Origin of the sequence: Clostridioides sp. ES-W-0016-02 (assembly GCF_020641035.1) — a bacterium.
GTDB lineage: Bacteria > Bacillota > Clostridia > Peptostreptococcales > Peptostreptococcaceae > Clostridioides.
The window spans coordinates 1,513,340-1,535,956 of sequence record NZ_CP061361.1; the positions used below are offsets into that span (position 1 = coordinate 1,513,340).

Annotated in this window: 23 protein-coding genes and 1 riboswitch; of the genes, 17 read left to right on the forward strand and 6 right to left on the reverse strand. The window is 28.0% G+C overall.

Annotation, left to right across the window (positions count from 1 at the left end; genetic code table 11):
• Window positions 1-175: 175 nt before the first annotated feature.
• The gene (locus IC758_RS07315; RefSeq protein ID WP_227823720.1) at window positions 176-475 is read left to right on the forward strand and encodes a rhodanese-like domain-containing protein; all 300 of its coding nucleotides are present in this window, start codon (window positions 176-178) and stop codon (window positions 473-475) included.
• A gap of 304 nt (window positions 476-779) precedes the next feature.
• Here the strand turns inward: IC758_RS07315 and IC758_RS07320 are convergent, their stop codons facing one another.
• Window positions 780-1,349 carry a TetR/AcrR family transcriptional regulator gene (locus tag IC758_RS07320; protein WP_227860848.1) on the reverse strand — a complete coding sequence of 190 codons (570 nt, stop codon included), beginning with the start codon at window positions 1,347-1,349 and terminating at the stop codon, window positions 780-782.
• A 200-nt stretch (window positions 1,350-1,549) separates the two neighbouring features.
• Window positions 1,550-3,778: a YhgE/Pip domain-containing protein gene (locus IC758_RS07325; RefSeq protein WP_227432838.1), complete on the reverse strand. Its 2,229-nt coding sequence runs from the start codon at window positions 3,776-3,778 to the stop codon at window positions 1,550-1,552.
• Window positions 3,779-4,069: 291 nt separating this feature from the next.
• Here IC758_RS07325 and IC758_RS07330 point away from each other — a divergent pair, with 291 nt between their 5' ends.
• The 12 genes from IC758_RS07330 (at window position 4,070) to IC758_RS07385 (ending at window position 15,976) form a co-directional block, all read left to right on the forward strand.
• Window positions 4,070-5,845: an ABC transporter ATP-binding protein gene (locus tag IC758_RS07330; RefSeq protein ID WP_227432840.1), complete on the forward strand. Its 1,776-nt coding sequence runs from the start codon at window positions 4,070-4,072 to the stop codon at window positions 5,843-5,845.
• Window positions 5,846-5,857: 12 nt separating this feature from the next.
• Window positions 5,858-7,681: an ABC transporter ATP-binding protein gene (locus IC758_RS07335; protein ID WP_227432841.1), complete on the forward strand. Its 1,824-nt coding sequence runs from the start codon at window positions 5,858-5,860 to the stop codon at window positions 7,679-7,681.
• 118 nt (window positions 7,682-7,799) lie between these two features.
• Window positions 7,800-8,345 (forward strand): NADH peroxidase, encoded by a 546-nt coding sequence (locus IC758_RS07340; RefSeq protein WP_107594844.1) that lies wholly within the window; start codon window positions 7,800-7,802, stop codon window positions 8,343-8,345.
• 164 nt (window positions 8,346-8,509) lie between these two features.
• Complete coding sequence (locus tag IC758_RS07345) at window positions 8,510-9,118, forward strand: dienelactone hydrolase family protein (protein ID WP_227823722.1); 609 nt, start codon at window positions 8,510-8,512, stop codon at window positions 9,116-9,118.
• A gap of 510 nt (window positions 9,119-9,628) precedes the next feature.
• The gene (locus IC758_RS07350) at window positions 9,629-9,838 is read left to right on the forward strand and encodes a FeoA family protein (protein ID WP_227432843.1); all 210 of its coding nucleotides are present in this window, start codon (window positions 9,629-9,631) and stop codon (window positions 9,836-9,838) included.
• Between the two features lie 12 nt (window positions 9,839-9,850).
• Complete coding sequence (locus IC758_RS07355; RefSeq protein ID WP_227432844.1) at window positions 9,851-10,072, forward strand: FeoA family protein; 222 nt, start codon at window positions 9,851-9,853, stop codon at window positions 10,070-10,072.
• 99 nt (window positions 10,073-10,171) lie between these two features.
• Window positions 10,172-12,328 (forward strand): ferrous iron transport protein B, encoded by a 2,157-nt coding sequence (gene feoB / locus IC758_RS07360; RefSeq protein WP_227860849.1) that lies wholly within the window; start codon window positions 10,172-10,174, stop codon window positions 12,326-12,328.
• A gap of 25 nt (window positions 12,329-12,353) precedes the next feature.
• Window positions 12,354-12,506, forward strand: a complete 153-nt coding sequence (locus IC758_RS07365) for a FeoB-associated Cys-rich membrane protein (protein WP_227432846.1) — start codon at window positions 12,354-12,356, stop codon at window positions 12,504-12,506.
• A 180-nt stretch (window positions 12,507-12,686) separates the two neighbouring features.
• Window positions 12,687-13,397, forward strand: coding sequence for an AIM24 family protein (locus tag IC758_RS07370; protein WP_227432847.1), 711 nt, complete (start codon window positions 12,687-12,689; stop codon window positions 13,395-13,397).
• Window positions 13,398-13,485: 88 nt separating this feature from the next.
• Window positions 13,486-14,256 (forward strand): ABC transporter permease, encoded by a 771-nt coding sequence (locus tag IC758_RS07375; RefSeq protein ID WP_227482321.1) that lies wholly within the window; start codon window positions 13,486-13,488, stop codon window positions 14,254-14,256.
• Window positions 14,249-14,980, forward strand: coding sequence for an ABC transporter ATP-binding protein (locus tag IC758_RS07380; RefSeq protein ID WP_227432849.1), 732 nt, complete (start codon window positions 14,249-14,251; stop codon window positions 14,978-14,980). Before IC758_RS07375 ends, IC758_RS07380 begins: the two co-directional genes overlap by 8 nt.
• Window positions 14,981-15,013: 33 nt before the next feature.
• Window positions 15,014-15,976 carry an NrtA/SsuA/CpmA family ABC transporter substrate-binding protein gene (locus tag IC758_RS07385; RefSeq protein ID WP_255612921.1) on the forward strand — a complete coding sequence of 321 codons (963 nt, stop codon included), beginning with the start codon at window positions 15,014-15,016 and terminating at the stop codon, window positions 15,974-15,976.
• A 115-nt stretch (window positions 15,977-16,091) separates the two neighbouring features.
• On the opposite strand, the gene IC758_RS07390 is transcribed toward IC758_RS07385, so the two are convergent.
• The gene (locus tag IC758_RS07390) at window positions 16,092-16,688 is read right to left on the reverse strand and encodes a DUF3793 family protein (RefSeq protein WP_227432851.1); all 597 of its coding nucleotides are present in this window, start codon (window positions 16,686-16,688) and stop codon (window positions 16,092-16,094) included.
• Between the two features lie 244 nt (window positions 16,689-16,932).
• Here IC758_RS07390 and IC758_RS07395 point away from each other — a divergent pair, with 244 nt between their 5' ends.
• On the forward strand, window positions 16,933-17,532 hold the full coding sequence (locus IC758_RS07395) for a hypothetical protein (protein WP_227432853.1): 600 nt from the start codon (window positions 16,933-16,935) through the stop codon (window positions 17,530-17,532).
• Between the two features lie 152 nt (window positions 17,533-17,684).
• On the opposite strand, the gene IC758_RS21205 is transcribed toward IC758_RS07395, so the two are convergent.
• From IC758_RS21205 to IC758_RS07410, 3 genes are read right to left on the reverse strand one after another with little or no spacing between them, the layout of a single operon-like run.
• Window positions 17,685-17,783 (reverse strand): cysteine-rich KTR domain-containing protein, encoded by a 99-nt coding sequence (locus tag IC758_RS21205; RefSeq protein ID WP_227433305.1) that lies wholly within the window; start codon window positions 17,781-17,783, stop codon window positions 17,685-17,687.
• 26 nt (window positions 17,784-17,809) lie between these two features.
• Entirely contained in the window at window positions 17,810-18,616 is an 807-nt protein-coding gene (locus IC758_RS07405) for an alpha/beta fold hydrolase (RefSeq protein ID WP_227823724.1), read from the reverse strand.
• 15 nt (window positions 18,617-18,631) lie between these two features.
• On the reverse strand, window positions 18,632-19,198 hold the full coding sequence (locus IC758_RS07410) for a TetR/AcrR family transcriptional regulator (protein WP_255630965.1): 567 nt from the start codon (window positions 19,196-19,198) through the stop codon (window positions 18,632-18,634).
• Between the two features lie 658 nt (window positions 19,199-19,856).
• A riboswitch (SAM riboswitch) is annotated at window positions 19,857-19,963 on the forward strand.
• Between the two features lie 118 nt (window positions 19,964-20,081).
• Here IC758_RS07410 and IC758_RS07415 point away from each other — a divergent pair.
• Genes IC758_RS07415 through IC758_RS07425 form a run of 3 tightly spaced genes read left to right on the forward strand, consistent with a single transcriptional unit; the run spans window position 20,082 to window position 22,525 of the window.
• Window positions 20,082-21,047 carry a methionine ABC transporter ATP-binding protein gene (locus IC758_RS07415; RefSeq protein ID WP_227432855.1) on the forward strand — a complete coding sequence of 322 codons (966 nt, stop codon included), beginning with the start codon at window positions 20,082-20,084 and terminating at the stop codon, window positions 21,045-21,047.
• Window positions 21,040-21,696, forward strand: a complete 657-nt coding sequence (locus IC758_RS07420; RefSeq protein ID WP_227432857.1) for a methionine ABC transporter permease — start codon at window positions 21,040-21,042, stop codon at window positions 21,694-21,696. Before IC758_RS07415 ends, IC758_RS07420 begins: the two co-directional genes overlap by 8 nt.
• Window positions 21,697-21,733: 37 nt before the next feature.
• Window positions 21,734-22,525 (forward strand): MetQ/NlpA family ABC transporter substrate-binding protein, encoded by a 792-nt coding sequence (locus IC758_RS07425; RefSeq protein WP_227432859.1) that lies wholly within the window; start codon window positions 21,734-21,736, stop codon window positions 22,523-22,525.
• The last annotated feature ends 92 nt before the right edge of the window (window positions 22,526-22,617 follow it).

The window sequence follows — 22,617 nt, forward strand, 5'->3', positions numbered from 1 at the left end:
TAATTAGCATAACATTCTTAATTATTTTAATCAACAGATTATTGTTCAAGAAAAGTGTATTTATAATAAGTATACATTTTATATATATGAGAAAAATAAAAATACAATATTTTGTTATCTGATAAAAAATAAAGGGTATAAGTAATATATAAATAAAATGGAGGAATCTTAAATTATGTACAAAACTATAAATAAAAATCAACTTAAGGAAATGATGAAAAATGAAAAAGATGTTTTATTGTTAGATGTAAGAACTAAAGATGAATTTAATGAAAGTAAAATAGAAAATGCGATAAATATATCTTTACAAGAGTTAATTAATAATATAGATGAAATTTATGAATATAAGGATAAAAAGGTAATAGTTTATTGTAGAAGTGGTCACAGAAGTGTTACAGCATGTAATTTATTAGCCGAGGAGGGTTTTAAGCATTTGTATAACTTAAAATCTGGAATAACTGATTATATGAATTAAATACTTAGGTTATATGTTAGGTGAAGTAATTTAATATTAAATTTTTATGATATGCTTTTATAAATTATAAAGGCATATTTTTATTTAAAGAAAATAAAGCTAGAATATATGTAAAAGTTATATTTATTTTTTAGAGGAAGAGAATTACAAAGGACTAATGTAACTACAAGTTTATCTAAAGATATGCAGAGTGGTATAAAAAGTGTCAATCTGTGTATCTTTAGATATAGAAGTAAGAGATAGAGTATAATGCTAAATTGTATTTGTAAAATATATGTATCTCTGATATTGAGCTGGTATATATTTAAATATTCATAAGATAAGTTAGAAAAGAACGAATTCTTTCTATCTTTTCATCATTAGAAATGTCATTACGTAGTAATATACCTTGTTGACCGTATACACAAAAGTATGCTGTTGTATCGGAATCAGGAACATCAATTTCTCCTCGCAAATGAGCTAGTTCAATTTGTTTTTTTACAATTGGCACAAGCTTTTCACAGACTTTTAAAGATAACTGGTCATGAATTTTTTTGTTTTGTTCTCCATGACATATTTTGTAATAAAGATTATCATCAGTTTCTATATCAATAAATGTTGGTACTTCTTCAATTATTTGTTTTAATGTTTTATTTTTATCGTTTAGTATAGATAGCATTTTATCTACTAAAGTTTGTGCATACTGATCTATAGCACTATCAAATAAGATTTCTTTTGATGGAAAATAACGATAACATAAACCTTGTGCAACATTCATATATTTTGCAATATCAGTAATAGAAGTTTTTTCATATCCATTTTCATAAAATAACTTCATTGCAGTATCTAAAATTTCTTGTCTACGCTCATTAGGTTCTTTAGTAATACGTGGCATATAGCACCCTCCTTCTGATTTCAAGTACATAATAGCATATGGGATTTTGAAAGTCAATGAATGAATATCAGTCATTTATAAGTAATTGTGAGGGATAGTCTATTAACTAGAAAAAGGTAGTAACTGAGAAGCTACTACCTTTAATATAAACTTAAACTATAGATTATTTTTATAGGATTTTTAAAGATATAATCAAGTGTTTAATGTCCAGTTAAATTACTATCACCAAATTTTTTGTTAAATGGTTTTATAACTCTATTTATAGGCCCTTTTAAAAGTACATTTAAGCAGATGAACAAAATCATAAATAATAGTAATACTAATACATCCTTAATTAAATTTGGAGGATATATACCTCCAACAGCCTCCCTTGTGGCACCTATTGCGTAAGTAAATGGCATTATAGGGTTTATTCTTTGGAAGAATGTAGGTGTAACTTGTATAGGGAATGTACCACCAGAAGAACCAATCTGTACAACTAGTAGTACTATTGCAATTGCCTTTCCTATATTTCCAAACACAGACACTAAAGAGTAAACTATAAAATTAAACACCATACTAGTAAACATGAGTAGAATTATTAGTAAAATTGGATGTTCTGCTGTTACTCCTAATAATAATATATCTCCAGTTCCAATTATAAATCCTTGAACGAGGGCTATACTTAAAAAAGTAAGTCCTCTTCCAAAATAAATCTCATAAGGTTTATAGTTTCCATGTACAGATGTAGATAATAATGCTGAAAGCAGTAATATACCTACCCATGTAGAAAGAACACTATAAAATGGTGTCATTGCAGAACCATAGTTGGCAATTGGATATAATTTTTCTGTCTTTACTTCAACAGGTTCCTTTAAAAAGTTTGATTTTGTCAATATATCACTTTCAAGTAAGTTAACTAATTTTTTCATATCCTCGCCATTGCTAATTTTACTTAAAGTATCAACTAAGTCATCCAACATTCCTTTTGCCAAAGGCAGTTTTTCTCTTATTAATGATATACTTTCTTGTGCATTTCCTGAAAGACTTAAAGAAGTAGTAAGAATTTCTTCAACCTTTGGAAGTTTTGCTTCTGCTTTATCTAAAACAGTAATTATATCATTTGCTACATTTATGCTTTTTTCAAATATACTGTTTATAGGTTTTGATATTTTTGAGTCAAAATTATTCAAAATATTTAAATTAATTCTTCCTATACCATTTGATAAACTTAAAACATTATTTAAGGCACTTATAGATGGCTGTTGCCCAGATATAACCTTATCTTTAATATCATTTAATGTTGATATAGAAGAATCTATTTTATTACTGGAATCTTCAAGGCTATTTATTACATCATCCAGTCTATTGTTGGATGTAAGCTGATTCAATTTAGTTAAAAAATCTTCTAAAGTATCATTTAAAGATTGTAAGTTAGAAAGCTTTTCTGATAAATTGTCTATCAATTTTGGTACATCTTCACTTCCACTGTTTACAGCATCAATTAAATTTAATGTAAGAGAAGAAGCAGAAGATGAAAGGTCAACCATTAAATTTAAATCAGACTTTATAAGAGGAGAAAGTTCATCTACATTGTTATTTGTATCCTCTAAGAATTTTTTTACATCACTTGATAATAATTTTGTATCATTTAAAGTCTTTTTAATTGTAGGTAAATCAGCCTTAATATCTCTAACTGTACCTGATAATTTTGAAGTAGCATCAGCAGCTAAATCGACCGTTTTATTTATATGGTCAAATCTTTTTTGAAGGTCCATAAGAGAGTTTTCAACTTTTGTTAGTTTTGGAAGACCATGTTCAATTCCTGCACCAACTCCATTTGATACACCAAGAACTATTTCACTCACTGTCTTTATTATTGTTTGATTAACTTGTAACTGTATTGCAGAAGCTCCCTTGTCAGTAATCTTTGGTGCAACTGCATTTATCTTTTCATTTACTGTATAGATAAGTTCACCCTTTTTGACATCATCTGTAATTAGGGAAGTTAAATCTTTTGTGAAATTCTTTGGAATCTTAAGTGATGCATAATAAGTACCTTTTTTAACACCTTCAAGAGCCGTTTTCTCATCTACAAACTGCCAACCTAAACTTTTATTATCTTTAAGCTGTTCAATTAACTGGTCTCCGATATTAATTTTCTGTCCTGCTATCTCATTACCTTTATCTTCATTTGTTACTGCTACAAGCATATTAGCAGTACTCCCATATGGGTCCCAAGATGCTTTTATGTTAAACCAAGCATATAAAGATGGTAAAAAAGCAAGTCCTACAACTATTATAAGTACTGCATAATTTCCACGTATATCTTTTAGGTCATTTTTAAAAATTTCTAATATATTTTTTAAACCCTTTGAAGGTCTTAAATTTTTCATATTATTCCAGTTTAAAATTTCTTTTAAACCATTTGTTTTTTTCAAATCTCTCACCTCCTGAATATTTTAATAGATAAAAAAGTTAGATTTATAATCAATTTTAAATTATATTACTTTTTACACAAATAGTAAAGTTAAAGTTTTGTCTTAATTTTAATACATATATATTATATATAATAGTATGCTATAAATATATATAAATATGGGAAATAAAAACAAATAATTTATAAAATATATAGTATAAAAATTAAGAATAAATCAAATATTTATAATTGATATAATCAATTAAATTATTGATTGTGATATACTTTTAATAGTTAGAAAATGCTATGAAGGGATGGTTGAATGAGGTATTTTAAAAAATATATAAAAAAATATATAGTGTTGTTTTTAACAGCAATATTTTTCTTAACATTGGAAGCTTTTTGTGATTTGGCACAACCAACTATAATGGCTAAAATAATTGATATAGGGGTTTCAAATAAGGACTTAGATTACATATTATCAACGGGAGCATTAATGATAGGTATAACTTTTTTAGGAGCAGTATTTTCAATAATAAGAAGTATAATCTCAGCAAGAGTTTCTCAGTGTTTTTCTTATGATTTAAGACAGGATGTATTTGAAAAGATAAATACATATTCATTGAAGCAAGTAGATAAATTTGGTAGAGCCTCACTAATAACAAGAATTACTAATGATATTAATCAGATACAATTATTTGTTCATGGAATGATGAGAGTTTTTATAAAATCACCAATTATGTGTATAGGAAGTTTAATTATAGCGATAAAATTAAATTTAAAAATGTCAATAATTATTTTAATTGCAGTTTCAATTATATTTATTATAATATTGCTTAACATGAAGATTGGATATAAGTTGTTTAAAAAAGTACAAGAAAGTACAGATAAGATAAACTCAAAATTGAGACAGTTTTTAGGTGGAATAAAGGTAGTTAAATTATTCTGTAGGTATGATTATGAGAATAAACGTTTTGAAGAATTAAATAATGAACTTTTTCAAAATAGTAGAAAAGCCACAACAATGATGTCATTTTTTAGACCAACAATTACAATAATTATTAACATTGCTATAATAATAATATTGCTAATTGGGAGATATTTAATTTATTCTGGAGAAATTAAAATTGGAATTATAGTTGCCTATGTAAACTACATGACTAGAATATTAACATCACTTATAATGATTTCACACGTTTTTAATGTTTTTGTGAGAGCAAAAGCTTCTTATGAAAGAATAAGTGAAGTCCTAATTGATGAGAATGAAGAAGTAATTATCAAAAATACTGATTTAGATGCTAAAGAAAGAGAGTTAGAATTTATAAATGGTGATATAATTTTTGAAAATGTAGATTTTTCGTATAATAAAAATATAGATGAGAAGATATTAAAAGACATATCTTTTAAAATAAAAGAAGGGCAAAATATTGGCGTGATTGGTCAAACTGGTTCAGGAAAGACTTCTTTAGTCAATTTAATCCAAAAACTATATATAGTTGATAAAGGAGATATTAAGATTGGAGAGCATAGCATATACAGTATATCTAAAGATAGTTTAAGAGAAAAAATAGGTGTAGTCTTTCAAAATAGCAGTGTGTTTGGAAAGAGTATATCAGAAAATATAATTATGGGAAGTAAAGATATAAGTAAAGAAGATGTTGTAAAAGCATGCGAAATAGCAAATGCAAATCAATTTATAACAAAACTTGAAAATTCTTATGATGAAGTTTTGTTTCAAAGGGGTAAAAACCTATCAGGAGGACAAAGACAAAGAGTTACAATAGCTAGAGCTATAGCAAAAAAACCACAAATATTAATTCTTGACGATTGTTTTAGTGCGATGGACATCAATACAGAAACAGTTATAAGGAAAAATATAAAAGATTATATAAATAATTTAAGAGAAAATGAAAACAAGAAATGTACTATTATAACTATTTCACAAAAAATTAGTTCTATAATTGACTGTGATAAGATTTTAGTTTTAGATGAGGGAGAGGTGGTTGGATTTGCTGCACATGAAGATTTACTGGTTAGTTCTCCAACTTATAAAAAGATTTTTGAGTTGCAAAATCTAGTAAATGAAGATGTAAATTAAGGAGGAAGTGTATTGAATTTGAGTACTGGAAATCAAAAGGTGAGTAGACTAAAGAAAAAAGCAAAGCCTAAAGATTTTAAAAAAACATTTAAAAGAGTTTTTATGTACTTTAAAAAAGATAAAAAAATTACTAGATTAATTTTTTTACTAGTAATAATTGATTCAATTATATCAACTATAATACCATATACTCTTGGAAAAGTAGTTGACATAATAAATATTGATATATATTCAAAGTCTATTTTCTTAAAAGGAATACTTATTTTACTTTTATTTTATATAATTGAATTTTTAGTTAAGTTGTTCAAGGGGATATTTACAGCTAGATTATCTCAAAGCATAGTTAGAGATATGAGAAGTAATTTATTTCTAAAATTCAGGAATTTACCAATAACTTTCTTTGATAAGAGTCCTACTGGAGATATTATGAGTAGAGTAACAAATGATGTTGATAATATTAGTACAGGTATTTCAACTTCATTAGTACAATTAATTACAGGAATTTTGAACATATTGCTAACTTTCATTATGATGTTTATATTAAGCCCTATTTTAACTTTTTGCAGTATCGTGTTAATACCAATAGTAATGTTTCTAAGCAATTTCATTGCAAAGAGGACTAGAGTTTTTTTTAAGCAACAACAAGTAGAATTAGGAAAACTAAATTCTCATATTGAAGAAATGATATCAAATATAAATGTAGTAAAAGCTTTTAATTATGAGAAAAAATCTGTAGGTGATTTCAAAGCAATCAATGATAGGCTTTTGAGTATTTCACTTAAATCACAGATTTATACATCTCTTTTAATGCCTATTATGAACGTAATTAGTAATATAGGATTTGCAATTATATGTATTATAGGTGGAGTACTTGCGTCTAAAGATGTTATAACTATAGGCGTTATAGCAAGTTTTTTAAGTTATGTAAGACAATTTACAAGACCTTTAAATGAATTAGCTAACTTATTTAATACATTGCTTTCAGCTGTAGCAGGATGTGAAAGAGTCTTTGAAGTTATGGATGAGCAAGAAGAAGAACAAATAAATAGTAACACTAAAAGTGACATTTACAACAATAAAAATAATAATTTAAAAAAATCTTTTATAAATGGAGATATTGAATTTAAAGATGTAAGTTTTTCATATGACTCAAAAAAGAATATTCTAAGTGATATAAACTTAAAAATCAAGGCTGGAACATCAAATGCTATAATAGGAGAAACTGGCAGTGGAAAAACGACAATTATAAATTTGATTACAAATTTCTATCAAGTAGAAAAAGGGAAGATATTTTTAGATGGGAATGATATATATTCAGTTGATAGGAATTGTTTAAGAAATTATTTTGGAGTAGTTCCACAAGAAAGTTATATATTTAATGACACTGTTATGGAAAATATAAGGTATGGAAACCTAACAGCAACTGATGAACAGGTTATATCTGCTAGTAAAATAGCAAATTTACACAAGTTTATAATTAAAATGCATGGAGGATATGAGACTGTTTTATCAGATAGGGGTGAGGATTTAAGTGAGGGGCAAAAACAATTAATTAGTATTGCTAGGGCGGTATTAAAAAATGCACCAATACTTATTTTGGATGAAGCTACGAGTAATATAGATATAGCAACTGAAGCTAAGATTCAAGATGCAATAAATAATGTGACTTATGGAAAGACTAGTATAATTATAGCTCATAGACTAAGTACTATATCAAATTGTAACAATATAATAGTTTTAGAAAATGGACGAATTGTAGAATCTGGAAATCATAAAGAACTAATGAAACTCAAAGGTCATTACTACAGAAATATACTGCTGACAAATCGAAATTAAAAATTAATAAAAAATTTTAAAAAAAATTGTTTGAAGGTATATGACACGGGTATATATAGACTAACTTAGAAAATAAAAAATTAAATTTGATATATAAAATATTAGGAGGAAATTAATTATGAAAAAATTTGTTTGTACAGTATGTGGATATATACATGAAGGGGATGCTGCACCAGCACAATGTCCAGTATGTAAAGTTGGAGCTGATAAGTTTGAAGAAATGAAAGGCGAAAAGAATTGGGCTGATGAGCACAGAATAGGAGTAGCTCAAGGTGTAGATGAGGAAGTAATCGAAGGATTAAGAGCTAACTTTGTTGGTGAGTGTACAGAAGTAGGAATGTATTTAGCAATGAGTAGACAAGCTGATAGAGAAGGATATCCAGAAGTAGGAGAAGCTTATAAGAGAATAGCTTTTGAAGAAGCAGAACATGCTGCTAAATTTGCAGAACTTCTTGGAGAAGTTGTAGTTGCAGATACAAAAGAAAACTTAAGAGTTAGAGTTGACGCTGAATATGGTGCAACTGATGGAAAATTAAAATTAGCTAAAAAAGCTAAAGAATTAGGATTAGATGCTATACATGATACAGTACATGAAATGTGTAAAGATGAAGCTAGACATGGTAAAGCATTCTTAGGATTATTAAATAGATATTTTGGAAAATAAATTTAATATAAATTAAGTAAACTTTTAGGAGTATTTCATTCATGGTTTTTAAAGATTATGAGTGAAATACTCCTTTTTGAGTAAATTAGATTCTAAAACAGTAAATTGACATACATATAGGAATACATTAAACTAAGTATAAAAATATTGACTATTTAATAAAGGTGGTGGATAAACTGATTAAGTATACACATAAAAGTAATATAGCTATTGTAGTGCTACATGAAATTTATGGAGTTAACAATTTTATAAAGGATATTTGTGAAAAATACTATCAAGATGGATATGATGTATTTTGCCCTGAACTTTTGGGTAGCGGGAAAGTTTTTTCTTATTTAAAAGTTCAAGATGCATATAATTTTTTTATAAGTAATATAGGATTTAATGTCTATGAAAAAGTAGAAAAACCTATAAATGATTTAAAATTAAAATATAAGCATGTATTCGTTATTGGATATAGTGTAGGTGCAACAATTGCATGGAGATGCAGTGAAAATTCCTTATGTGATGGAATAATTTGCTGTTATGGTTCTCGAATTAGAGATTATATGGATGTAATTCCAAAATGTCCTGTTTTATTAGTATTTGCAAAATACGATTCATTTGATGTTGAGTTTGTTGCCTCTCAACTTGCCAAAAAACAAAATATTCAAATTGAAATCGCAGATGCAAATCATGGTTTTGTTGATACATACTCAAAAAATTATTCCAATATTCATACACAAACATTTAATCTTCAACAAATAGAATTTCTATCTAAATATTCAAGTTAATAGAGAATATAATTATTTATAATAGAATTTAAACTTTGTTTGTCACACTCTCATACATAGAAGAAGAGAGTATGTCAAAATACATTTGTTTGTTGATATTTTAAAATTAGATAAAGACATTTTTACAGAAAAAGATGAAAGTAATAATGAAAATGTTTCCAAGTAAGAATTAAGTATATAAATAAATATAAAATAGATAAAAAATAAAGATGCTTTTAGATAGTCAAAGATACTATCTAAAAGCATCTTTATTTTATAAAAATTATGTTAAGACAAATAAGATTTGTATGAGGAATAAAATTAATTGAGAGAAAAAATCAAAAGAATACAATAATCACTTGCAAAAACTATACTATTATGATAGACTTAAATCAAAATTAAGAATTGTAAAAAGAAGGAAAAAAATAGGTAATCATTTTAATGAACCACAATTTAAAAATAAGATACTAGAATTTAAATAGAAGGAAAAGTCTACATATAAATTTAAATTAGTATAAGGAGGAATATCGTATGCCATTAGTATTATCAAATATAGGAGAAGAAGTAGTTATAAAGAAGATTTCAGGAAGTGATAAGACAAGAACATTTTTAAATAGCATAGGATTTGTAGTAGGAACAAATGTTAAAATAATTTCTAAGATAGATGGTAATTTAATAATAGATGTAAAGGATACTAGAATTGCATTAGATAAAAAAATGGCAAGTAGAATAATAATATAGGGAGGTAGTAATATGAACAAGCTAAAGGATATTAAGTGTGGGGAAACTGTAAAAGTTAAAAAATTAGAAGGAGAAGGAGCTACACGAAGACGTATAATGGACATGGGAATTACAAGAGGTGTTGATGTATTTGTGAGAAAAGTAGCTCCTCTTGGAGACCCAATTGAAATAACAGTTAGAGATTATGAACTATCAATTCGTAAATCAGATGCAGAAAAAATTATTGTGGAATAATAAAGTTAATTATAGTAGAGTTAATGCAATTATATAGTGAGAATGATTTTCTGTATCAAAAATAATTTATATATCTAAATATTAATGGAGGGAATGGAAATGTCAATAAAAATAGGTCTCATAGGAAATCCTAATTGTGGCAAGACAACAATGTTTAATGGACTTACAGGTTCATCACAATATGTTGGTAACTGGCCAGGAGTAACAGTTGAAAAAAAAGGTGGAAAATTAAAAGGAAATAAAGATGTAGAAATAGTAGATTTACCAGGTATTTATTCTCTATCACCATATACATTAGAGGAAGTTGTTACACGTAATTTTATGCTTGATGATAAACCAGATGCAGTAATAAACATTGTAGATGCATCAAATATAGAGAGAAATTTATATTTAACAACTCAGGTTTTGGAATTAGGTATACCTACTGTTATAGCTCTTAACATGATGGACGTTGTTAAGAAAAATGGAGATAAGATAAATATTAAAAAATTATCAGAGGTTATAGGTTGCCCTGTAGTAGAAGTAACAGCTGTTAAAGGGCAAGGAATTATGGAAGCTGCTCAAAAAGCAATTGAAATTGCAAGTGGTAACAATAAATTAGATTTTAAGTTACCTTTTGTTGATGAAAGCAAAGGAGCAATAGAAAAAATCGAAAAGATAATAGAGGAAAAAACTCCATATATAGATATGGAAACACGTTGGTTAGCTATAAAGTTATTTGAAAGAGATGAAAATGTTATACAAAAGCTTGATATTTCTAAAGTAATATTAAATGACATAGAAGAGATAACTAGAAATTGTGAAGATGAATTGGATGATGATAGTGAAAGTATAATCACAGCAAATCGTTATGAATTTATTAGTTCAATAATTTCAAGCATAATAAAGAAAAATAGAAATGGTAAAGAAACTGTTTCAGATAAAATAGATAAGTTTGTAACAAACCGTATATTAGCACTACCTATTTTTGCACTTATAATGTGGGGAGTTTACTACATAGCAGTAAGTTCATTGGGTGCTATAGCAACTGATTGGACAAATGATGTATTGTTTGGAGAAATTATTCAAGGTAATGTAAGTAATTTCCTAGCTTCCGTAAATGTAGCTGATTGGTTACAAGGTCTTGTAGTTGATGGCTTAATTGGTGGAGTTGGAGCTGTATTAGGATTTGTACCACAAATCATGCTTTTATTTTTGCTATTATCAATACTTGAAGATTGTGGATACATGTCACGTGTGGCTTTTATAATGGATAGAATATTCCGTAAGTTTGGTCTTTCAGGAAAGTCATTTATACCGATGCTTATAAGTTCAGGTTGTGGAGTTCCTGGTGTTATGTCAACTCGTACTATAGAAAATGACAGAGATAGAAAAATGACTATCATGTTAACTACATTTATTCCATGTGGAGCTAAGATTCCAATAATAGCTTTATTTGCAGGAGCACTGTTTGGAGGGGCTTCATGGGTAGCACCATCAATGTATTTCTTAGGAATTGTAATGATAATTGTTTGTGGAATTATATTAAAAAGAACTTCTTTATTTGTTGGAGAACCATCTCCATTTATTATGGAACTACCTCAATATCATGTTCCTAGTGCAAAAGGAGTTTTAATTCATATGTGGGATAGAGGAAAAGCATTTATAATCAAAGCAGGTACAATTATATTTGTTGCTTGTGGAGTAATATGGTTCTTACAATCATTTAACTGGTCACTACAAATGGTAGATGCAGGAGATAGTATATTGGCTAGTCTAGGAAATATAGTTGCACCAATATTTGCACCTCTTGGATTTGGAAACTGGCAATCATCAGTAGCAACAGTTACAGGTCTAGTAGCAAAAGAGAATGTAGTTGGAACATTTGGCGTTTTATTTGGTATATCAGATGCAACAGAACAAGACCCAACACTTCTTGGTTCAGTTGCAAGTATGTTTACAGTAGTCAGTGCATTTTCATTTATGGCATTTAACATGCTTTGTGCACCTTGTTTTGCAGCTATTGGTGCTATAAAAAGAGAAATGGGTTCATGGAAATGGACATGGATTACATTAGGGTTCCAAACTTTAACAGCTTATATAGTTGCTCTTCTTATCAATCAAGTTGGAAGTGTACTTTTAGGAACTGGTGGAAGTATTGCTGGGGCAATAATATCTATAGTTATAGCAATAGCTGTAGTATTTGGGGTTTTAACTTATTCAAATCGAACAATAAAAAAAGATAAAATTGGTAATTTGAGCTATATGAAAAATTAGTTCATATAAATAAGGAGTGATGATTATGGCTACATTTATTATAGCAGCTATTGTGGTAGTATTAATGGCATTGGCTGTGATGCATATGGTTAATAACAAGAAAAAGAATGGCAGTAGTTGTGGATGTGGTTGTTCTGGATGCTCAAGTAGTAAGAGTTGCCATGATACTAAAAGATAGATAAAATAAGAGTCTGATAATAAAGTAAGTTAAACTTTTTATCAGGCTCTTATTTTATATATAAATAATAAATTTCATATTTGAAGTCAATTAGACTATATTATATTTTTACTGTATAATTATAGACAAATATATGATTAGGAGGGATTATTGCTAAATACAGCAATATAAATGTTTATTATGTTTAAATTTGATGTAACAAATGAACTTATGTGTATAGCAAGAGGAAGTGGTAAATTTTTTGCTAAAAAAGGTGCTATGGTAGCATTTAAAGGAAATTTTAACTTTGAAAAATTAATATTAGGCCCAAATAATGGTGGTGGTTTAGGTAGAGCATTGCTAGGACATGTTCAAAGGTCATTGACAGGAGAACAAATGCCAATAATGGTTGTTGAAGGTGAAGGTGAAATTTACCTAGCGCAAAATGCTTATCATGTAGATGTAATATCAATTGACCCAGGTGACTCGATTTGTGTTGAGAGTGAAAACTTATTAGCATTTTCAGAACAACTAGATTATAGTGTAAAATTAATTGGTTCAGGAGTAATATCTCAAAAAGGACTTTTTACTACACATTTAATAAATAAAACAAGTCAAAATCAAGATATTGCCATAATAACAGATGGGAACCCTCTAATACTTGAAGGGCCTTGTTGTGTCGACCCAGATGCGTTAGTAGCATGGACTGGAAGGGAACCATATCCTAAAGTAGCAAAACTATCATGGAAAACTTTTGTTGGTCAGACTTCAGGGGAATCTTATCATATGGAGTTTGTTGAGCATGGTCAAATTGTTATTATACAACCATCTGAAAGATTGTCTAGCTTGAATACAGATGCAACACCTTCTGACAGAATGAGGTCAGGTGGAGTAAGAATTGGCATAGATTAATTTTTATAGTGAATTTTAATTGTAGCTTAAAATATATTTAAAGAATAAAAAGGGTAGCAGGGGTAGGTATATTAAAAAGGAGTATTAGATGCTGGAGAGAATTCATAGAAAGTTTAAAGGATATTACATTTTCTTACTAATCTTAATTTTATGGAAAATTGTATGTGTTTTAGGTATATGGAGTAGCTATATTTTGCCTCCGCCTGAAAGAGTTTTGGAAACTTTTATAAAAATGATAAATGATGGTTCTATTTTTTTAAATGTTTATGCTAGTGTGAAGAGGATATTTATAGGTTTTTTAATAAGTTCATTGATAGCAATACCACTTGGAATCGTGTTTGGTGTAAATAAAAAAATGTATGAATATTTCAAGCCACTATTTGAATTTATGAGAAGTACACCTCCACTAGCCTTAATACCTATGCTGATTTTATGGTTTGGTATAGGTGAAGAGTCTAAAATTATAATTATAGTTTTAGCATCGTTTTTTCCAATATTTTTAAATACACTAAAAGGGATAAAAAATTGTGACAGTAAATTAATTGAAGTAGGCAAGTCTTTTAATTTATCTAAGAAAAGAATTTTTTGCAAAATAATAATTCCTAATTCTATGTTAGATATTGTTGTTGGACTTAGTTTAGGTCTTGGGTATAGCTTTAGAGCTATAATTGGTGCAGAACTTATTGCGGCTTCTTCAGGTTTAGGATACTTGATTTCTGACGGTAAGGATATGTCAAGAACTGATATTGTACTGGTTGGAATTTTTGTTATTGGTTTTTTAGGTATACTTTCAGATTATCTATTTTCAATGGCAATAGCAAAATTTAGTAAAGGGAAGCAGGTTGATTTAAATGGTTAGAAATGGATTTTTATTAGAGAATATACATAAAAAGTATTTAGTTGATAATAAAGAACATTTAGTGCTTGATGATATATCATTAAGTATATCTAGCGAAGAAATAACGGTTATACTAGGGGAAAGTGGCTGTGGGAAGACAACCTTGCTTAGAATTTTAGCAGGTCTTGAAAGTACTACTAGTGGAAATGTATATTTTTTTAATAATGATAAAAAGTGTATCCCAAAAGTAGGAGTTGTTTTTCAAGAAAGTAGACTAATGCCATGGCTAAATGTAAGTGAAAATATACTTTTACATACTGAAAAAAATAATAGAAATAAAGTTGATTTAGATAGATATTTAAAGATGATGAAACTTGAAAAGTTTAAGAACTCATATCCAAATGAGTTATCAGGAGGAATGGCTCACAGGGTAAGTATTGCAAGAGCTCTTTCTTTTAACCCAGATATTCTATTGATGGATGAGCCATTTGCAGCATTAGATTATTTTACAAGAAGAAAAATGCAAAAAGAAGTAGTAAATATCCATAAAAATACTAAAAAAGGGGTAGTATTTGTAACTCATAATATAGAAGAAGCTATGGAAATAGCAAAGAAAATAATTGTTTTTAGTAAAAATAAAGGGATTAAACAATTTAGTGTCGAAGATGAATATAATAGAGATTTAACTAAAAGCTATTATATAAGCTTAAAAAAAGAAATATTAAGGGAATTGGGGGAGTTTTAAGTGATTAAGACAAACAAAAAAATTTTAGCAGTAATGACATCTTTAGTAATGGTATTGGTTGGGACTGTGGGATGTTCAACCAAAGAAGAGGGTAATAAAGATGTTCCTACAAAAAAAGAGACTAGTTTACCTAAGGAAATAAATTTAACCTATGTGAAGTCTCCACTTAACGTTCCAAGTATACTGGAAAAGAAAGATGATTCATTTGGTAAGGAATTTAAAAAGGATAATATAAAAGTTAATTTTCATGAACTAACAACAGGCCCAGAACAAACTCAGGCACTAGCTGCTGGAGAATTAGACTTTTTACATGCATTAGGTGGAACATCTGCTATAATAGCAGCATCTAATGGAGTTGGACTTAAAGTTACAAATATCTATAGTAGATCACCAAAAGGATATATGCTTATAACTAACAATGAAAATATCAAATCTATAAAAGATTTAAAAGGTAAGAAAATTGTAGGTCCAAAAGGGACTATACTTCATCAATTATTGATTGCTGCACTTGCTAAGGAAGGTTATACGATAGATGATGTTGAATATGTAAACATGGATATTCCTAGTGCTGCCTCTGCATTAGAAAGTAAAAGTGCAGATGTTGCAATGCTTGCAGGGCCAGTGGCTTTAAAAACAATAAATGCAGGTAGCAAAATGATAGTAAATGGAGAAGGTTTAGTTAGTGGAATAATAGTTACTGCAGTAAGTGATGATTTTGCTCAAAAATATCCTGAATTAGTAAAAAGATTTATGAAAGTTCATGAAGATACTTTAAAATATATGGATGAGAATAAAGATAAGGTAATGGAAGAGGTATCAAAAGAAGTTGGTTTAACTTTAGATGAAACAAAGGAAATGTATTCTTGGTATGATTTTAGTTCTAAGATAACAGATAAGGACATAAAAGAGTTAGAGGATACACAAGAATTCTTGATGTCTAATGGAATGCAAGAAAAGAAAATAAATATTAAAGATATGTTATATAACCAAAATTAGTATATTAAGAAATTAGCATATTAAAATAGAAAATACATCCTTAAGTTATTGTGATAATAACATGATAAAAAAGGATGTATTTTTATTTTTAATTATTTTATAGAATAAAATCTAATTAGAAACAGCTTACTATTTTATCTACACTTATGTAGTCAAGTAATTTTCTCATTTTTTTACGATGAAGCAAGAACTTAGAATATGTGTCTTCTGATTGTTTTGGATCACCATAAACTTTCCAATACCTAATCATAGAAACTTCATAGTTACTATATCCCATAAATCCAATTACATCTTTAAGGGGATATCCTAAAAAAATACCTATTTCATCAGGAAAAGTATCAGTTTTAAGCTTTTCAACTAGATGCTCTAAATAAGCATTTACATTAGTATTTTGTTTGTATCCTAAAAACTTCAAGAAATTTACTGTTTTTTTACATTTTAATCTTTCTGACAATGCTGTTTTATTTACAAATAAAATTTTTAATCCTTTTTTTTCTTTATCAATAACTATAAAATCTATTCTTTTACAATTATATAGATATTTGTAAATATCATTAATTTTTTCCTCTCTATTTACATCAGTAAATGAAATATTTATTATTTCAGCAGGTTTAGAGCCTAAAAAAACTGGACCTAAAACTTCTAAAAGCCATTTTATATATGATGATTCAATTTTATTCTTACAACAAAATTGTGAATTGCAACAATGCATAAAAGATAACCTCCTTCAAATGAAAATTAATATCAATTAATTAAATTATACTATGAATGATAATCAATATCAATAATAAAATTATATTTTTTTTATTAATTACTTATCTATTATAATTTCCCAAAAAATAAATTATAAATTGTTTAATTTTAGTAAATAAAAAATAAAAATATAGAAATACTAAATTGAGAAAGAACTTTATTAAAACTTTTTGTAATATAAAACATCTAGGAGGATAATAAAAATGAAATTAAAAAGAACTTTATTTGTAGGACTAGCGTTAGTATTAGCTATAGGTATGACTGCTTGTACTAAAAAAACTGAAAAACCAAATGAAAATGCAGGAAAAAATCCAAATGAATCAGTAAACAACAATGAAGGTTATATGAATTATTATTCAACAAGCTATAATGATTATATAGCAGGTTTAAATAGATATTCTATTTATGATACTCCAGAAAGTATAAATAATCAATTTAAAGATAAAGAATATCCAGGAAATGAAAAATATTTAAGTGATGTAAAGGCTGCATACAAAGACAGTAGAGACAAAATACAATCATTTGTAACATCTCTTAAAAAAGATGGTAAAACAGAAGATGCTGAATTAAAGAAAATGAATGATGAATTAATAACTGAAGGTGAAAGATTAGTAAAAGATATAGATGCTAGATTAGAGAAATTAGATAAAGTATCTGATGAAGATATGAAAAAAGGTCAAAATGACTTTATGAAACTAGTTCATGGAACAGAAGATGTTGGAAATGATATAGGTAGTGGTTTTAGAAAAATGATAAAAGACATGAATGATAGATTAGGAATAACAGGAAATAATAAAAAATAGTAGAATAACCTGCCAATATCAACAATAAAAATTATTTTATAAAGCGCTGTAAAGCCACACGAACACTATGTTTGTGTGGCTTTATGTGTTTCTATTTTAGTTGCTTAAAAATTCCGTTTTACGCCTATTTGATTTCAATATTCAATGATGGCTTATAAAAACAGTAAAAAAATATAAAACGAGAAATTTTCAGGTATAGTATCTAATCGAATTTTTAGCCTTGTTTTGTTGCCACATACAGGATAGCGTATCTACTCTATTTTTATAATGCTTTACTTTATTTCGATAAATAATTTAGAACACGATTATTAAAATCTTTTGCTTCCTCATACGCAGCATGTCCAAGACCTTTATATATAAATAATTCGCTGTCCTTAATTTTATCAGTTAATTCAACAGAAGAAGTTACACCAACTATCTTATCGTTATCGCCCCCAATTATCAAAGTGGGACATATAATATTATTCAACTCCATATATGCATCATGCTGAATACAAGAGGATGCTTGTATGAGAAACCGTCTAAAATCTTTAGGTTTACCGATTTTCCCAAGCAAGGGGTAAAGAAAACGATATTTTTTTAGATAATTCTCTGAATAAGAATTTTCTGATATGTCAATCATTAGATACTTATATTTTTCTTGCTCTGCCAATGTAATCCAATTCCCAACAACTTCTTGTATGTTTTTATTCTGCTTTGATAGCGTAACTGCTAGTACGAGTTTCTCAATTAAATCGGGATAATCAATAGCAAGGTATTGTGCTATCATTCCACCTTGAGAAATACCTAAAACTTTAGCTTTAGTGATACCAAGTATTTTCATGGCTTTCGCTTGGTCTTTAGCCATATCTCGTGTAGAATAACCTTCTTTTAAATGGTTTTTTCTGCTAAAAACATATACTTTATAGTCTTTGGCGTACATGCGATATGCGATAGCCATTGTAATAGCCATTCTTTTGACTGTGGTTAATCCATCGCCTAGTCCAGGAAGCATGATTAAAATATCACTACCATTTCCAAAAGAGATATAGTCCATATCTGTATCGTCAATGCTGACGCATCCACCTTTTGCCTTCCAAAACATAACTGTATCCTCCTTTTATTTTAAAAGCCCCATTTTTAATATTTCCAGATATTCTGTTAGACTTTTTACATATTCATTTTGTATGTGTTCGAATGAATAGTTATCTATTTGAGTACTTACTAAAAAAGAATCGTTAAAACCTTTTAGAAACCACTTCAAAATGTCGATAGTTTTCTGCTTATGCCAACGAAAATTACTCAAATCAATATCTTTAACTAGATTGTCATATACATCAAATTCCTTAATACTATATCGTTCTATGGTCTTTTGGTAAATCTCAGTATCACTTCTTGTAAATGCACCTATTAACAATTTTGCTTTTTCAGGATTTTGAATATACCAAGAAAATTCTAAAGCAGAATATTCAATTATTCGTTGGAATAACTCTGGTGAAATGGCGATTGTCTTTTTTTCTAAACTTTCAATAAAGTCTGCTGTGACGATATCAAGTATGAAAAAATACAATTCTTCTTTAGTAGAAAAATATTTAAACAAGCTACCTTTACTAATACCAGAGCTTTTAACTATTCTATTGGTGGAACTATTTGTATAACCATATGTTGCAAATTCAGATATTCCCACACTAATAATATTCCTTTGTTTGTCTTCATTAAGCTCAAAAAATAATTTTGTAGGCATGATATCTCCTTATGTAATGACCGACTGGTCATTTCCGTTGTACAATATTAGTGACCATGTGGTCACTGATATTTAGTATACTTATTAGTCACTTACTTGTCAATGAGTTTTTCAAAAAAATGTTACAAGTGGAGATATTATAATGCTTTATTACAATCTTTTCTTACATAGTGACGTATTTGGTTTTTGCCTGCCAACGAGACTGTATTTAAAGTTCCAATAACTCCAGTTCAGATGATTAATATTTTCACAAATATTTAATTCGCATTTTAAAATAGTTCGTTTTTATTTTTTACTCCAAGTTCTTTGCAAATAAGTTCTTTATATGCTTCTACTTTTGCTGGAAAATCACTAACATTCTACTCGAAGAAATCCACATCCAAATAGAAATTAGATAGAACAAGTATCAGTTTTGTCAAAATAATTGAAAGAGTAGTATCTTGATATCCATTTTCTAAACTGATATGAGGTTTTATGAACTTTGTTTTCAATTCAGAATAATAAAAAATAAAAATTTCAAATAAATTTATTGACAAATATTATTAATAAATATATTATATATAACATAGCAAGAAATGATAATCGAATCAAATTAAATAACGTCTTATCAAGAGTGGTGGAGGGACTGGCCCTTTGAAACCCGGCAACCAGTATATTTTATATACATTGGTGCTAAATCCTGCAACTAATATAGTTGATAGATGAGTATAAATAGCTTTCTAAGCCTGAGTTTATACTCAGGCTTTTATTTTGTTAGATACAAATTTAAAATACATAAATAAAAATAAACATACAAATTGAGCAGAATATGTGGGGAGGAAATTTTATGATTAGCATAAAAAATGTTAATAAGTATTATGGAAAGACTCAAGTACTTAAAGATGTAAGTATTGAGATAGAATCTGGAGAAATTTTTGGAATAATAGGTCATAGTGGTGCTGGAAAATCAACACTACTTAGATGTATAAATGGGCTAGAAGAATATCAAGAAGGTAGTGTGCTTGTATCTAATAAGGAAGTAAAGTCATTAAATGAAAAGCAAATGAGGGATTTAAGAAAAGAGCTAGGTATGATTTTTCAACACTTTTCATTACTTGAAAGAAAAACAGTGTTTGATAATGTAGCATTACCTTTAGAGTGCTTTGGATATACAAAGGCAGAAATAAAAAAAAGAGTTTTAGAGTTACTAGAAGTGGTTGGTATATCTGAAAAGAAAAATGATAAACCAAGAAACTTAAGTGGTGGTCAAAAACAGAGAGTTGCAATTGCTAGGGCTTTAGCACTAAACCCACAAGTACTTCTTTGTGATGAAGCAACTTCAGCACTAGACCCAAATACTACAAAATCAATTCTTTCATTACTTGAAGATATAAACAAAAACCTAGGAATAACAATAATAGTTGTAACTCACCAAATGGAAGTTATAAAACAAATTTGTGGAAGAGTGGCAATAATGGAAAATGGAGAGGTATTAGAAATAGGAGATACAGAAGAAATTTTCTTGAGAAATACTAAAGGACTTAGAAAATTAATAGGTGAAGAAAGTATAATTTTACCAAAAGGAACAAATATAAAAATACTATTCCCTAAAGACATTTCTAATGAAGCTATTATTACAACAATGGCAAGAGAGTTAAACATAGATGTATCTATAATATTTGGGAAATTAGAACAATTTAAAGAAGATATTTTAGGTTCACTTATTATAAATGTTTCAGATAAAAGTGGAGATAAAGTAAAACAGTATCTTACAGATAAGGACATAAGATGGGAGGAAATGATAAATGAATAGTCTAATTGATTTTTTAACAACACTATTTCCAAATGCATTACTACAAACTTTATATATGGTCATAGTACCAACTGTAGTGGCAACAATATTAGGATTTATACTAGCAATTATATTAGTAGTGACAAAACCAGATGGATTAAAACCAAATAGTACGATTAATAGTGCACTAGGATTTATAGTAAACATATTTAGAAGTTTCCCATTTATGATACTTATAGTTGCAATGATTCCAATAACAAGATTAATTGTTGGAACAAGTATAGGAGAAACTGCTGCAATAGTACCAATAACTATTGGTGCAGCACCATTTATCGCTAGGATTATAGAAAGTTCATTAAACGAAGTTGATAAGGGACTAATAGAGGCTGCCAAATCTTTTGGAGCTACAAAAAAACAAATAGTATTTAAAGTTATGATAAAAGAAGCAATGCCTTCAATAGTATCTGGAATTACATTATCAGTAATTTCTATACTTGGCTATACAGCTATGGCAGGTGCAGTAGGAGCTGGTGGACTAGGTAATATAGCTCTTATTTACGGATACCAAAGATTTGACACAGCAGTAATGGTTTATACAGTAATAGCACTTGTAATACTAGTTCAAATAATACAAGGTTTAGGAAATCTAGCTTATAAGAAACTAAAATAATTTAATCAATAAAACATTTTTAAAGGGGGAGTAAAAAATGAAATTAAAAAAATTATTATCAGTAGCATTAGTGTCAGCAATAGCAATATCAGCAGTAGGATGTTCAAACAAAGAGGATAAAAAAATATTAGTAGGGGCATCATCAAATCCACATGCAAAAATATTGGAAGTTGCAAAACCTTTATTAAAAGAAAAAGGATATGATTTAGAAGTAAAGATATTTGATGATTATGTGCTTCCAAATACAGCTTTAGATGAAGGTTCTTTGGATGCTAACTTCTTTCAACATATTCCATTTTTAGAGGAGACTGTGAAGGAAAAGGAATATAAACTTACTTATACATCTAAAGTTCATATAGAGCCAATGGGATTCTATTCAGAAAAAGTTAAATCATTAGATGAAGTAAAAGATGGAGCAGTTATAGCTGTACCAAATGATGCGACTAATGGAGCTAGAGCACTTAAATTATTAGCAAAGCATAAATTAATAGAAGTAAAGGATGGCGAACTTATAACTAAAAAAGATATAACTAAAAATCCTAAAAATATACAAATAAAAGAAATGAATGCAGAACAATTACCAACAGTATTAAAAGATGTTGATGGAGCAGTAATAAATTCTAACTATGCTTTAACAGCGAATTTAAATCCTACTAAAGATGCAATAGTAATAGAATCAAGCGATTCTCCATATGTAAATATAATTGCTTGTAGAGAAGATAATAAAGATAGCGATAAGATTAAAGCTTTATCAGAGGCTATGAATAGTAAAGAAGTTAAAAAGTTTATACAAGATGAATATAAAGGAAGTATAGTTCCAGCTTTTTAAATTAAATATACAAAATCTATAAAATGAGTAAAATTTTAAAAACTTTACTCATTTTTTTTTATAACTAGAAAGTGACAAATTTTTTGGGAGAA